This is a genomic window from Kitasatospora sp. MBT66, assembly GCF_000710405.2.
Taxonomy (GTDB): domain Bacteria; phylum Actinomycetota; class Actinomycetes; order Streptomycetales; family Streptomycetaceae; genus Kitasatospora; species Kitasatospora purpeofusca.
Genome location: NZ_JAIY01000006.1, coordinates 1,110,533 through 1,123,325, shown reverse-complemented (window position 1 = coordinate 1,123,325; position 12,793 = coordinate 1,110,533). Strand labels below are relative to the sequence as shown.

The window sequence follows — 12,793 nt, the reverse complement described above, 5'->3', positions numbered from 1 at the left end:
GGTGAAGCGATGCCCTGGCGCGTGCAGTCCCGTACCGACAGCGGACGATGGGTCGAACGAGAAGCAGGCGGATGGGACGCCGACCCCGACAGCAGCGCCCTCGTACGCCTACTGGTCACCGGCCCGCTTGCCCTGACTCCCGTCGGCCCCTACTACGACCCGACCGGGCCGCAGGACGACGTCGCAGTGTTCCTCGCCGCGATGAGCGCCGTGCCGGCACCGGCCGTCTCCGGGACGCCACCACAGGTTCCGACGATGCCGCTCGCTGAACGCGACGGCGCTGTGCACTAACCGAAGAGACCGACCCACCCGAAGGGGCCAGCCGACACGGCGGGCCCCTTCGTTGTGCCCAAGGAGTTCCGCATGCCACGACGCACCCTCAACCGCACCGCCGTCCAGTCCCTGATCGCCTCGCGGCCCTGGATGCTGCACGAGGAAGACCCCGGGGCCGGCGGCGGAGGCGGGACCGGCACGGGCACCGGCGGCACCGGGTCAGGCGGGGCCGGCGGCGGGCCGCAGGTCGGCGCGCACGGCTTCCCCGAAGCTACTCCGGTCGCCGAGATGATCCCCGAGCACCAGGCCGCGTACTGGAAGCACCAGTCGCGCAAGCACGAACAGCGCGCCGCCGCCGCACCGGACGCCACCGAGCTGGAGCGCCTGCGTGCCGCCGAGGCCGAGCTCGCCACCCGCAAGAACGCCGAGCTGACCGAGACCCAGCGCGTCCAGGCCGAGAAGGACACCGCGCTGGCCGCAGCGGCCGCCGCCCAGGCCGCGGCCGACACCGCCGCCCGGCGAGCGCTGCTGCTGGAGGTCGCGATGGCCAAGGGCCTGAGCGTCGACCAGGCCGAGCGGCTGCGCGGCACCACGAAGGAGGAGCTGGAGACGGACGCGGACACGCTCAAGTCCCTGTTCCCCGGCCAGGCCCCGGCCGGCCAGGTGCGCGTCGGCGGCCCGCAGGGCGGCGACGTCAAGCCCGCCACCACCGTCCAGGCGGGCGCGGAGCTCTACCGCGCCCAGCACCCGACGCGATCCTAGGAGGACGCGACCATGGAACTCGGCCTGCGCACCGAGACCTTCCAGCAGGAGGACCACTCCTGGCTGGGCAGCGCCCACGGCACCGACGCCACGCGCTCCATCACCCTCGACACCACCAAGTTCACGGCCGGCACCCACTACCCGAACGGCTACTTCCCCTCCGGGCTGCCGCTCGGCCAGATCACTGCTGGCGGCAAGTTCGGCCCGTACGACGACACCGCCGTTGACGGCCGCCAGACCTGCGTCGGCTTCCTCATGACCAGCGTCCGCGCCCCGCGCACCGCCGGAGCCCCCGTTGTCGGCGCCCTGCTCGACCACGGCAAGGTCGTCACCGCCCGCCTGCCGCTCGCCGTCGACGCCAACGGCCGCGCGGACGTCGCCGGCCGCATCCAGTTCCTCTGAGTGGAAAGGGCCGCTGAATGCTGCTCAACACCGACTACATCCAGCCGGCGGTCCTCACCGGCTACATCCGGGCCGCCGCCGCCGACCGCGAACAGAACCAGTTCACCCTGAGCCGGTTCCTGCCCAACGTCTACGTCGACGACCTCGAGTACCGCTTCGCCCGGGGCGGCGAGGGTCTGACCGAGGCCGCCACCTTCCGCGCCTACGACGCCGAGGCCCCGATCGGCGGCCGGCCCGGCGTCACCCGGGTCACCGGCGAGCTTCCGCCGCTGTCCCGCAAGATCCGCCAGGGCGAGTACGACCGCATCCGCCAGCGCGCCGCCGACCGCCAGGCAGGCGAGATGACCAACGCTCTGCAGCGCGACGCCGTCCGGATGGCCCGCGCGCTGGCCGCCCGCATCGAGCTGGCCCGCGGCGACGCCCTGACCAATGGCAAGGTCACCATCGCCGAGAACGGTGTGACAGCGACCGTTGACTTCGGCCGCAGCGCCCTCCACACGGTCACGGCCGCCAAGGTGTGGAGCGACCCGACCGCCACCATCCTCACCGACATGCTCGGCTGGCGGGACACCTACCTGGACACCAACGACGGCGACAAGCCCGGTGCCGCCGTCACGTCCCAGAAGGTCGTCAACAACATGCTCCGTAACCCGGAGTTCCGCGCCCTGGTGGCCACCGTGGTCGGCTCGCCGAGCATCGTGAGCATGGAGGACCTGCAGCGGGTCCTCACCGCGAACGGCCTGCCCCCGATCTACGTCTACGACGCCAAGGTCAAGGTCGCCGGCACCGCGACCCGGGTGATCCCCGACGACCGGTTCCTCTTCCTGCCCGCCCCCGCCGGCGGACCCGACGAGACCGACCTCGGCGCCACCTTCTGGGGCACCACCGTCGAGGCCACCGACCCCCGCTACGGCATGGCCGGCACGGACGACGCCCCCGGCGTCGTGGCCGGCGTCTACGGCACCGAGGACCCGCCGGCCCTGTGGACGAAGGCTGCCGCCATTGCCCTGCCGGTCCTGGCCAACCCGGACCTGAGCTTCACCGCGGACGTGCTGTGACCGGGCGCAGGCTGGCCTCCCGCGTCCACGTCACCGACGACCAGCACGGCACCCACACCTTCGAGGCCGGCGCCGAGGTCCCGGCCTGGGCCGCGGAACGGATCACCAACCCGAAGGCCTGGGAGTCCGACGAGGACAGCGAGCCCGGCACCCCGCCGCCCGTGCCCGCAGCCGAGCCCGAACCCGTGCCCGTCAGCGAGCCCGTGGCCGAGCCGCTGCCAGACGCCGAGCCCGAGCCCGAGCCCGACGAGGCGGCCGAGGCCCCGGCGCTCGCCACCCGGCGCGCGGGCGGACGGCGGAAGGCAGGTGCCGATGCCCCTGTTCTCGGCGACTGAGTTCTCCACCTACCTGCGTCCTCGCACCGTGTCCGCCGCCGAGTATGAGCTGGCGCACGAGTTGACCGAGGACGCGATCCGGGGCGAGGTCGGCGAGCGCCTCACCGACCCGCCGCAGCGCGGCATCAAGTCGGTCGCCCTCGCGGTCGCCGGCCGCTGCCTGACCAACCCCGGCGGCCTGCGCTCGGCCACCGCGGGCGCCGTCTCCGAGTCCTACACCGACGCCTTGACCGGCGCGGTCCTCACCGACCAGGAGCTGCGACGGGTCCGGCGGGCCGTCGGCCTGGCCGAGACCACCGGCCGCCGGGCCCGGATGCTCGACATCGCTGGAGGCCCGCAGTGAACAACCCCTACATGACCGAGGAGGTCGAGCGCCTGCGCCCCGGGCCGCCGACGCTCGACCCCTACGGCAACGAGGTGCCTGGCCCGGACGAGACAGCCCTGCTCACCGGATGCGCGGTCCTGCCGCCCGACGGCCAGGCCGCAGCGAGCACCGAGCAGACCGAGGGCCGCGACCAGGTCGTCGTCGTGCGTGTGCTCTTTGCCCCGCCGGGCAGCGACCTGCGCGCGAGCGACCGGATCCGGCACGCAGGCTCCACCTACCAGGTGCACGGCCTCCCGTCCCCCTTCCCGGGGCCGCTGGCCCACGTCGCAGTCAACCTTCGGGAGGTGACCGGCTGATGGCTGCCCACCGCAGCACCTACACCGGCCGGTACACCGGCATCGGGCGCCTGCTCCAGTCGCCCGGCATGCAGCGCGCCACCGCCAAGGCGGCCCGCCGCATCCAGCAGGCCGCGGAGGAGCTCGCCCCCGTTGGCGACCCGGCCGTCGACCCCCACCCCGGCCAGTACCGCAATGCCTTCAAGATCGTGCCGCTCGTCAAGAACGTGCCCTTCCAGGGCAAGCCGCGCCTGAGGTCCGGATCCCGGCTGATCAACACCGCGCCGCACGCCCTGCACGTCGAGTTCGGCACCGACAAGGTCCCCAAGTACGCGGTCCTGCGCCGGGCCCTGGACGCCGCGAAGATCAACAGTGGCGGCTGACCCGGTCGACGTCGAGAAGGTCCTCACCCGGTGGCTGCGTGACAGGTGCGGCGTGCGGACCTGCACCGAGCTGCCGGCCGCCTTCGAGAAGGCCCTGCCGCTCGTTCAGGTAGGCGCCGTCGGCGGCCCGGCCGCCCGCTTCACCTCCGCGCCCCGCGTCGACGTCGACGTCTACGCCGCCACCTACGAGGCCGCCCGCACCCTCACCCTGGCGATCACCCGCGAGCTCGCCCTGCTGCGTGGCCCGGCCGAGCCCGGCGCCCTCGTCTCCGAGGTGCGTGTCGACTCCGGGCCCGCTGCCCGTCCGTACGGTAACCCGGCGGTGCGCCGGTGTGGGGTGAGCGTCACCGTGCGACTTCACCCCGCCTCCTACGGGGCCTGACCAACAAATCCACCACGCCGGGCAGTTGCGCGCTGCCTCGCCTCTCGCGCCCCGGGAGGGCCGATGACCGATACCCGAAATGCCGATTTGAGCTTCGGCGCGACCGACTACCTGGTCTTCGTCGCGCCGCTCAACACCGCAGCCCCGACCGGCTTCACCGCCCCGCCGGCCGCCTGGCTGTGCCTGGGCTGGGTGACCACCGACGGCGGGACGCTCAAGATCGCCGAGGAGAAGAAGGAGATCCAGGCGGCCGGTTCAATGGAGCCGATCCGGACCCTTCGGCCCAAGTCCACCAAGACCGTCCAGGTCACCTGCCAGGAGGCCCTCAACCCCGTGGTGAGGTCCTTGTATGACAACGTGCCGATCGCCACGCTCAAGCCCGCGGTCGGCGGCACGGTCACCTACCCCCTGCCGGACAAGCCGGACGACCTCCGCTACGCGATGATCTTCGACACCATCGACGGCGCGAAGAAGATCCGCCTCTACGCGCCCAACGCCGAGGTCACCGAGCGCGGGGACGAGAAGCCGCAGGCCGACGACGTCATGGGCGTCGACATGACCTTCACCTTCTACAAGGGCGCCACCTCCAAGGCGCTGAGCCGCAGCATCGACTACGGCGGAATCGACGTCGCCAACTTCTTCCCGACCGGCGGCGGCTCCTGAGACCGGCGGGGCCCGCATCCGCGCGGGTCCGGGCTCCGCTCCCGTCCATCCCGCCCGCGCACCCCACCACTTCCCTCGAGCACCGGAGACCCGCGCCCATGACCGAGACGACTCCCGCCCAGGCCCAGGAGATCGAGGCCACCGACACCGACGACTCCTACGTCGCCGAGGAGCTCGACGGCGTCGAGCTGCGCGTGCGCCCCGGCTCCCAGTGGCGCCCCTCCTTCTTCCGGGCCCTGCGCGTCCTGGACTTCGATACCTGGGCCCACCTCGCCCTCCACCCGGACGACGTCCAGGAGTTCATCGACCTCGATGCCACGATGGGCGAAATCACCGCCTTCACCGAGCGCGCCATGACCAGCACCACCGGGCAGAGCCTGGGAAAGTCGCGGGCACGCTCCAGGTCCTCGAAGACCACGCGGAAGCGCTAGAGGCCGACCTGGCCCTGCGCGGCATCGACCTCCTCGACGTCTACCGCGGCCGGATGTCGCTGCGGCGCCTGCGGGTCCTGATCGACCACTTGCCGCCGGAGAGCTTCACCAAGACCGCCCTGCGCAACGCCGCGCCGGCCGATCTGCTGGCGAAGGCCCAGGCCCAGGCCCGCCCGGACCTGACCCCGTGGTCCGGGGTCGAGTTGCTGCTCGCCTCCGTCCTGGACGCCGTCCGGGTGCAGACCGCGGTTGCCGTCGCCGCGAGCGGCGGCAAGTTCCATGAGCCGGAGCCGACTCCGCGCCCGGGCATCCGGCCCAGGACCACCTCCCGCCGTCGCCTGACGGACGAACAGCGCGCCGCGCTCGACCCGCGAATGCGAGATCCCCGGGAGGCGTAATGGCGGTGGACATCGTCGGCCAGGCCGGCGTCGACGTTGTCCCGATCACGCCGCGGTTCCACGAGCGCCTCAAGGATCAGATCCTGCCGATCGCCGACCGGGTCGGCCTGGAGGCCGGCCGTGTCCTAGGCGACCGCCTCGGCGAGAGCCTGCGCGCCTCCCTGACCGGGGCCGGCTCCGGGGTCGGCCAGTCGCTCGGCCGGCAGATCGCGGACGCGATGCAGCAGAGCATCGCCGCCGCGCTGCCCGACGCCGTCCAGGCCGGCGGCCGCCGCGCCGCCGCCGCGGCCGCCCGCGAGGGCGACCAGAGCGGCGGCGCCTTCGCCCGCAGCCTCAAGGCCAAGCTGGAGGTTGCTTTCCGGGCTCTGCCCAAGCTGAACGTCCAGGTCGACGAGACCGGCGCGGACGCGGACCTTGCCCGCCTGCGCGCCAAGATCCAGCAGCTCTCGGGCAAGCGCATCGGCATCGACATCACCGCGGACGATGCCGCTGCCAAGGTCGCCGACCTCGACGCCCAGCTGCGCCAGCTCGGCGCCACCCACGCCGACCCGGTGGTGAGGATCGACACCGCCACCGCCCGTGCCGCGCTCGCCGAGGTGAGCGCGGAGATCGAGGCGATCACCCGGATCCCGCACGAAGTCGAGATCCGCCCGGGGCAGTTCCGCGAGAGCCTCATCGCCCAGGTGCGGGCCGTCGCGGCCTCGCTACCCGCGATCGACGTCGAGGTCGCCACCGACGCCAGCGAGATCCGCCTGGCCCGGCTGCGGGCTCAGCTCGCCGCCATCCCCGAGCGCCTGGCCGTCGACGCCACCTTCGACGTCGCCCAGGCCCTGGCCGCGATACGCGTCCTGCAGGCCGAGCTCGCCGCACTGAACCGCCGCGGCGTGCGTATCGACGTGCGCGCGGACGCCGCCGCCGCGCAGGCCGAGCTCGCTGCGGTGGCTGCAAGCGTCGAGGCGCTGGACGCCAAGCACCCCAAGATCAAGGTCGACACCGCCGGCGCGTCGGCGGCGGTGATGACGCTGGGCATCCAGCTCGCCGCGCTCGCCAGCATCGGCGGCCTGCCCGTCATCGCGGGCGGCCTCGGCGCCATCGCGGCCGGCGCCTTCGCCGCCGCCGGCGGTGTCGGTGTGCTCGCCCTGGCCGCAGCCCCCGCGGTGCGCGGCGTCGCCCAGGCCCTCCAGGCCCAGAAGGCCGCCCAGGACGAGGCCACCAGCGCGACCACGGCCGGCGCGAACGCGGACCTCAGCGCCCAGCAGCGGGCCCTGTCCCTGGCCGGCGCCCAGCAGTCCCTCGCCGCCGCCCGGCGCAACGCCGCCCAGCAGGCCCAGGCCGCCGCCCGGCAGATCGAGCAGGCAGAGCAGGGCCTGGCGGACGCGACCGCGCAGTCGGCCGAGTCCCGCGAGCGGGCCCAGCGCCAGGTCGCCGACGCCGTCGCCCAGGCCGCCGACGCGCAGGTGCGCGCCGCCCGGCAGGTCGCCGACGCCGAGCAGGCCCTGGCGGACGCCCAGCGCGGCGAGACCCGCGCGCAGGCCGACCTGACCGCGGCCCGCCGTACCGCCGCCGACCAGCTCGCCGACCTCAACGACCGGCTCGCCGACGGCGCGCTGGCCGAGCGCGACGCCGTCCTGCGCGTCCAGCAGGCCGCCCAGGACCTGCAGGCCGCCAGGACCGACCCCCGCGCGTCCGCGCTCCAGCGCGCCCAGGCCCAGCTCGCCTTCGACCAGGCCGAGCAGCACGCGAAGGAGCAGAGCAAGCAGTACGCCCGGCTTCAGAGCGACACCCAGGCCGCGCGCGACGCTGGGGTGGACGGGGCGGACGCCGTCGTCTCCGCTCAGGACCGCCTTGTCCAGGCCCAGCAGCGCACCGCCGACCAGGCCCGGGCGCTCGCCGACGCCCAGGCCGGCGCGGCCCGCACCGCCGCCCAGTCGGCCCAGGCGATCACCGACGCGCAGGCCGCAGCCTCCAAGGCCGCGGCCACCTCCGCCCGCCAGATCGCCGACGCCCAGACGCGCATCGCCGACGCCCAGCGCCAGGCCGCCCAGACCCAGGCCACCGCGGCAGAGTCTGTCGCGAACGCCCAACGGGGCGTCCAGCAGGCGCTGCTGTCCACCGAGCGGAGTGCCGGCGGCGCGGCCAGCGCGTCCGACAAGTACGCGCTTGCCCTCGGCAGGCTCTCCCCGCAGGCCCGCCAGCTGTTCGACGTCATCGCCGGACCGGCTGGCATACGCGAGGCGTTCAAGCAGTGGTCCGCCACGGTCACGCCGGACGCCACCACCCTGCTGGTGCGCGGCGTGGACGCGGCGAAGGCCAGCCTTCCCGGGCTCACCCCGATGGCCGAGGCCGCCACCCGAGCAGTCGGCGGCCTGTTCGACCGCGCCGGGACCGAGCTGAAGAGCCCGTTCTGGCGGTCCTTCAAGACGGACCTCGACAGCAGCGTCCAGCCCGCGCTGACCTCGTTCGGGGTCGCGTTCGGCAACACGATCAAGGGCGCCGTCGGCGTGATCGACGCGTTCCTGCCGCACATCGACTCGATCGCCGCGCGGCTGGAGTCGGGCACCGGCCGGTTCGCGACCTGGGGCAGCAAGCTCAAGGGGAGCCCGGAGTTCGAGCGCTTCCTCGACTACGCCTCCCGGATGGGCCCGATTCTCGCCGACACGCTCGGCAAGATCGCGGGCGCGGTCCTGTCCGTCGGCGAGGCGCTCGCCCCGCTGTCCGGCCCCGCGCTGGCGGGGATCGGCTGGCTCGCCGAGAAGGTGGCCGACCTGGCCACCGCTTTCCCCGGACTGGTCCAGGCGCTGTGGCTCGGCATCGCGGCCTTCAAGATCGCCCGCATCGTGGGCGCCGGGGCGGCCGCCGGCATCGCGCTCTACAACGTGGCGATGGGGGTCGCCACAGCGGAGACCCTGACCTTCGACGCAGCCCTCCAGGCGACGATCATCGTGCCGCTGATCGAGGCGATCGTGATCGCCGTGATCGCGCTGGTCGCCGGGGTGATCTACGCCTACAACCACTTCACCTGGTTCCACAACGCGGTGACGGCCGTCTGGGACGGCATCCGGATCGGCGCCCTGTTCCTGTGGGCCGTCGTCCTCCAGCCCGTCTTCGCCGCGATCTGGGCCGGTCTCCAGATGGTCGGCGCGGCCGCGATGTGGCTCTGGGAGAACGCGCTCGGACCCGCCTTCGCCTTCATCTGGGAGGCGGCCAAGGTCCTGTTCGCGATCCTGGTCGTCGTCGTCATCGGGCCGATCGTGGTCGCGTTCAACCTGCTGTCCGCGGCCGCACTGTGGCTGTGGCAGGCCGGGATCAAGCCCACGTTCGAGGGCATCGCCGCGGTCGCCCTGTGGCTGTGGAAGTGGATCATCCAGCCGACCTTCGACGCCTGGATGGCGACCTTCCGAGCGCTCGCCGACCTGGCGCTGTGGCTGTGGCGGACCATCCTTCAGCCCGCGTTCGAAGGCATCGGCGCGGCCGCGAGCTGGGCCTGGCGGACCCTGATCAAGCCCGCGTTCGACGGGATCGCCACCGGAGCGAGCTGGCTCTGGGAGCACGCGCTGCAGCCAGCGTTCGAAGCCATCAAGGGCGCGCTCACCCCGGTGGGCGAGGCGTTCGGCAAGGCCAAGGACATGATCGGCAAGGCCTGGGGCGAGCTCCAGGACATCACCAAGAAACCGGTCAACTTCCTGATCGAGGCCGTGTACACCAACGGCATCAAGGCGGTCTGGGACAAGGTCGCCGATTTCGTCCACCTGCCGCACCTGCCCGACGGCCCCAAGCTCCTGGCCGCCGGCGGCACGGTCGGCCCCGGTTGGGGCCAGGCCGTGCCGATGGTGGTCAACCGGCCGACCGCGATCGTCGGCGAGGGCAACCCGCGCTTCCCCGAGTACGTCATCCCCACCGACCCGCAGTACCGCGCCAGGGCGCTCGCCCTGCACGCGGCCGCCGGCACCCAGCTGATGGCCGACGGCGGGATCCTGGGGAAGGTCTGGGGAACCGTCACCGATGTCGTCGGTGACGGCGTCGACCTGCTCAAGGACGGCGCCGACCTGCTCACCAACCCGAGCAAGATCTGGGACAAGGTGACCGGTCCGGTCCGGGCGCTGTTCGCCCGGATCGGCGAGTCGCCCATGGCGAAGGCCGTGATCGGCATCCCGACCCAGATGCTGACCGGGCTCAAGGACAAGGTCGTCTCGTTCGTCGGCGGCGGGAAGTCCTCGGCACCGGCCGCCGGTTCGGGTGTGCAGCGCTGGGCGCCGGTCGTTCAGCAGGCCCTCACCATGCTCGGCCAGCCCCAGTCCTGGCTCGACACCGTCCTGCGACGGATGAACCAGGAGAGCGGCGGCGACCCGGGCGTCGTCAACCGCTGGGACTCCAACTGGCAGGCGGGCACGCCCAGTGTTGGCCTCATGCAGGTCATCGGGCCGACCTACCGGGCGTACGCGGACGCCTTCCGCGACACCGGCCCGTTCCAGTACGGCACGAGCACGGACCCGCTGGCCAACACGTACGCGGGCCTCAACTACGCCATCCACCGGTACGGGAGCCTGAGCGCGCTCAACCGGCCGGGCGGCTACGACTCCGGCGGCTACCTGCCGACCGGCACGTCGCTGGTCTACAACCACACCGGTCGGCCCGAGCCTGTCCTGACGACCGGCCAGTGGGACACCCTCGGCCGCGCCGCCGCCACCGGCGCCGGACAGGGAGACCTCGAGGTTCACGTCTGGGTCGGCGACCGGGAGATCACGGACATCGTCCGCACCGAGGTCCGGGCCGCCGACACGGCCACGGCCCGGGCCCTGACCACGGGACGGAGGATCTGATGGCGGTCGCCACCAACCTGCTGGCACCGTCCGTCTCCGACATCGAGACGGACACCACCGGCTGGGCCACCGGCGCGAACACCACGCTCGCGCTCGGCGGCCGCGGCTACACCGGCTCCGCCTCCCTCCAGCTGACCGCCACCGCCGCCGGGACCGCGTCCGCGACCACGATCACGCGCGTCCCGGTGACGGCTGGCCAGGTCTACACCGCCTACGCCTACGCCGCGCTCGTCGCGGCGGCCGCCGGGCGGGCCGTCAACGTCTTCATCGGCTGGTACGCGAACGCCTCCGGCGGCACGGCGCTTTCGTACTCGACCTCGCCGAGCTCCACCCTGGCCAACTCCACCGCGTTCAACACCCCGCCACCCGTCCTCATCGCCACCGCCCCGGCCGGCGCCGCCTACGCGGTCCTGGGCGTCAACGTCACCGGCCTGGCCGCCGGCGGCCAGGCCCTCGTCGACGCCGCCGCACTCGGCCCTCCGGCACTCGCCGCCGGGAACCTCCTGGACTACACCTCGCAGTCCGTCGAGCAGGACGCCACCGGCTGGGCCGCCTGGTACGCGGTGACCCTCGCCCGCAGCTCGGCCGCGAGCGTCGAGGGGTGGTGGAGCCTGCAGCTGACCTCCACCCTCGCGGGCAACTGCCAGGCCGCCCTCAACACGGCCGTCAGCGTCACCGCGGGCAAGGAGTACCTGGCCTCCGCCTCCGCCCGGCCCGGCACCGCCGCGCTGTCCGTCCTGATCGACATCCGCTGGCAGGACGCCGCCGACAACCCGATCAGCACCACGACCACCACCTGGACCGCCCTGCCGTCCGCGACCTGGACCCGGGTCTGCGTCGCCGGCACCGCCCCGCCCGGCGCGGCCAAGGCCAGGATCGTCCTGCGCCCGCAGGCCACGGCCACCGCGCAGGTCTGGCTCTTCGACCAGATCGGTCTCCAGCTCGCGGCCAACGAACCCGGGAACCTGCTGGACTACCCCAGGTACTCCACCGAGGTCAGCGCCGCCGGCTGGACCGCGGCCGGAGGGACGGCCGCCCGCTCCCTCGCCCAGGCCGCCGAAGGCCTCGCCTCCCTCGCGCTCACCTGCGCCGGCACGGGCGAAGCCGTCCTCACCCTCGCCGCGCCGGTGCCCGTCATCCCCGGCCAGGCCTACCAGTTCCGCCCCATGGTCCGCCCGCCCGCTGCGGGCGCCGCCTACACCGTCCGCCTGGCCTGGCTGGACGCGGCCGGGCAGATCCTCCGCCAGACCTCCGCCGCCTACAGCGCAGGCGCCGCCACCGCGTGGACCCCGTCCACCACCGTCGACCTCGCCCCGCCCCGGGCCGTCACCCTGCGCCCGTCCCTCGTGCGCTCCGGCGCGGTCCCGGGCGAGGTCTGGTACCTCGACAAGGTGCTCATCGCCCCCGGCGGCCTTGCCGCCCGGGTCGAGCCCACCGGGGCCGGCTACGGCGCGCGGATCTACCTCCAGGGCCTGACCACCGGCGGCCGCACCCGCTGGGGCCTGTGGCGTACGAGCCCCGACGGCACCCAGACCCCCGTACGCGGCTACAACGGCGACTTGACCGGCGAGACCGCCACCGGCGACGTCGCCGTCGCCGAGGACTACGAGGCGCCGCTCGGGACCGCCGTCTCCTACTACGCGAAGGCCTGGACCGGAGCGGCCGGAACGGACTGGACGACCTACACCAGCGACCAGATCACCCTCGCCCACCCGGACGAGCTCGGCGTCGTCCTCAAGGACCCGTCGCTGCCGGCCCGCAGCCTGGTCGCCATGGTGGCCACCGTGCCGAACTGGCAGCGGTCAGCGCGCCAAGGGGTGCACGCCGTACGGGGCCGGGCCCGCCCCGTGGTCCTCACCGACGTCCGGGCGGCGCGCACCGGCACGCTCACCGTGACCACCGCCACCGATGCCCAGCGCCAAGCCCTGTGGTGGCTCCTGGAGTCCGGGCACACCCTGCTCGCCCAGTGGCCCGCCAGCTGGGGCATCGGCGACCTCTACCTGCAGGTCGGCGACGCCGAGGAGAACCGGCTCAGCGACTACGCACCGCAGCCCGACCGCGAGTTCGTCCTTGCGGTCACCGAGGTCGACCGACCCGTCGGCGCGCTCGTCGGATCCGCCGGCCGGACCTGGCAGAGCGTCCTGGACACCAACACCACCTGGGCCGACGTCCTGGCCCGCTCCAGGACCTGGCTCGACGTGCTCACCGGAGTGCAAGGGAGCTGAC

General features: G+C 73.5%; 14 protein-coding genes. All 14 read left to right on the top strand.

All coding sequences use genetic code 11. The features are described 5' to 3' along the window. The first annotated feature begins 9 nt into the window (after nucleotides 1-9). The 14 genes from BI06_RS17410 (at nucleotide 10) to BI06_RS48110 (ending at nucleotide 12,792) form a co-directional block, all read left to right on the top strand. Entirely contained in the window at nucleotides 10-291 is a 282-nt protein-coding gene (locus BI06_RS17410) for a hypothetical protein (RefSeq protein ID WP_043468988.1), read from the top strand. A gap of 72 nt (nucleotides 292-363) precedes the next feature. Beyond that, entirely contained in the window at nucleotides 364-1,035 is a 672-nt protein-coding gene (locus BI06_RS17405) for a hypothetical protein (protein ID WP_043468985.1), read from the top strand. A gap of 12 nt (nucleotides 1,036-1,047) precedes the next feature. Continuing rightward, entirely contained in the window at nucleotides 1,048-1,437 is a 390-nt protein-coding gene (locus tag BI06_RS17400) for a head decoration protein (protein WP_043468982.1), read from the top strand. A 17-nt stretch (nucleotides 1,438-1,454) separates the two neighbouring features. Next, nucleotides 1,455-2,495, top strand: coding sequence for a major capsid protein (locus tag BI06_RS17395; RefSeq protein WP_043468980.1), 1,041 nt, complete (start codon nucleotides 1,455-1,457; stop codon nucleotides 2,493-2,495). Further along, nucleotides 2,492-2,830, top strand: a complete 339-nt coding sequence (locus tag BI06_RS50850) for a hypothetical protein (RefSeq protein ID WP_051741177.1) — start codon at nucleotides 2,492-2,494, stop codon at nucleotides 2,828-2,830. Before BI06_RS17395 ends, BI06_RS50850 begins: the two co-directional genes overlap by 4 nt. Continuing rightward, nucleotides 2,808-3,173 carry a hypothetical protein gene (locus BI06_RS17385; protein WP_107113341.1) on the top strand — a complete coding sequence of 122 codons (366 nt, stop codon included), beginning with the start codon at nucleotides 2,808-2,810 and terminating at the stop codon, nucleotides 3,171-3,173. The genes BI06_RS50850 and BI06_RS17385 overlap by 23 nt, the downstream gene beginning before the upstream one ends. Next, nucleotides 3,170-3,511 carry a hypothetical protein gene (locus tag BI06_RS17380; RefSeq protein WP_051741175.1) on the top strand — a complete coding sequence of 114 codons (342 nt, stop codon included), beginning with the start codon at nucleotides 3,170-3,172 and terminating at the stop codon, nucleotides 3,509-3,511. Before BI06_RS17385 ends, BI06_RS17380 begins: the two co-directional genes overlap by 4 nt. After that, nucleotides 3,511-3,873 (top strand): HK97 gp10 family phage protein, encoded by a 363-nt coding sequence (locus BI06_RS17375; RefSeq protein WP_043468975.1) that lies wholly within the window; start codon nucleotides 3,511-3,513, stop codon nucleotides 3,871-3,873. Before BI06_RS17380 ends, BI06_RS17375 begins: the two co-directional genes overlap by 1 nt. Next, nucleotides 3,863-4,255: a hypothetical protein gene (locus BI06_RS17370; RefSeq protein WP_043468973.1), complete on the top strand. Its 393-nt coding sequence runs from the start codon at nucleotides 3,863-3,865 to the stop codon at nucleotides 4,253-4,255. Before BI06_RS17375 ends, BI06_RS17370 begins: the two co-directional genes overlap by 11 nt. A 63-nt stretch (nucleotides 4,256-4,318) precedes the next feature. Then, nucleotides 4,319-4,918, top strand: coding sequence for a hypothetical protein (locus BI06_RS17365; protein WP_043468970.1), 600 nt, complete (start codon nucleotides 4,319-4,321; stop codon nucleotides 4,916-4,918). Nucleotides 4,919-5,016: 98 nt separating this feature from the next. Next, the gene (locus BI06_RS17360; RefSeq protein ID WP_043468967.1) at nucleotides 5,017-5,349 is read left to right on the top strand and encodes a hypothetical protein; all 333 of its coding nucleotides are present in this window, start codon (nucleotides 5,017-5,019) and stop codon (nucleotides 5,347-5,349) included. A gap of 53 nt (nucleotides 5,350-5,402) precedes the next feature. Continuing rightward, nucleotides 5,403-5,747 carry a hypothetical protein gene (locus BI06_RS17355; protein WP_043468964.1) on the top strand — a complete coding sequence of 115 codons (345 nt, stop codon included), beginning with the start codon at nucleotides 5,403-5,405 and terminating at the stop codon, nucleotides 5,745-5,747. Beyond that, nucleotides 5,747-10,567: a transglycosylase SLT domain-containing protein gene (locus BI06_RS50845; RefSeq protein ID WP_043468961.1), complete on the top strand. Its 4,821-nt coding sequence runs from the start codon at nucleotides 5,747-5,749 to the stop codon at nucleotides 10,565-10,567. The genes BI06_RS17355 and BI06_RS50845 overlap by 1 nt, the downstream gene beginning before the upstream one ends. After that, nucleotides 10,567-12,792 carry a hypothetical protein gene (locus BI06_RS48110; protein WP_043468958.1) on the top strand — a complete coding sequence of 742 codons (2,226 nt, stop codon included), beginning with the start codon at nucleotides 10,567-10,569 and terminating at the stop codon, nucleotides 12,790-12,792. The genes BI06_RS50845 and BI06_RS48110 overlap by 1 nt, the downstream gene beginning before the upstream one ends. Nucleotide 12,793: the final 1 nt, after the last annotated feature.

Bases quoted from the DNA above. Each gene is read 5' to 3' on its own strand.
- BI06_RS17410 (WP_043468988.1), top strand. From the start codon at position 10: ATGCCCTGGCGCGTGCAGTCCCGTACCGACAGCGGACGATGGGTCGAA.
- BI06_RS17355 (WP_043468964.1), top strand. From the start codon at position 5,403: ATGTCGCTGCGGCGCCTGCGGGTCCTGATCGACCACTTGCCGCCGGAG.
- BI06_RS17395 (WP_043468980.1), top strand. From the start codon at position 1,455: ATGCTGCTCAACACCGACTACATCCAGCCGGCGGTCCTCACCGGCTAC.
- BI06_RS50845 (WP_043468961.1), top strand. From the start codon at position 5,747: ATGGCGGTGGACATCGTCGGCCAGGCCGGCGTCGACGTTGTCCCGATC.
- BI06_RS17365 (WP_043468970.1), top strand. From the start codon at position 4,319: ATGACCGATACCCGAAATGCCGATTTGAGCTTCGGCGCGACCGACTAC.
- BI06_RS17360 (WP_043468967.1), top strand. From the start codon at position 5,017: ATGACCGAGACGACTCCCGCCCAGGCCCAGGAGATCGAGGCCACCGAC.
- BI06_RS48110 (WP_043468958.1), top strand. From the start codon at position 10,567: ATGGCGGTCGCCACCAACCTGCTGGCACCGTCCGTCTCCGACATCGAG.
- BI06_RS17375 (WP_043468975.1), top strand. From the start codon at position 3,511: ATGGCTGCCCACCGCAGCACCTACACCGGCCGGTACACCGGCATCGGG.
- BI06_RS17405 (WP_043468985.1), top strand. From the start codon at position 364: ATGCCACGACGCACCCTCAACCGCACCGCCGTCCAGTCCCTGATCGCC.
- BI06_RS17400 (WP_043468982.1), top strand. From the start codon at position 1,048: ATGGAACTCGGCCTGCGCACCGAGACCTTCCAGCAGGAGGACCACTCC.
- BI06_RS17385 (WP_107113341.1), top strand. From the start codon at position 2,808: ATGCCCCTGTTCTCGGCGACTGAGTTCTCCACCTACCTGCGTCCTCGC.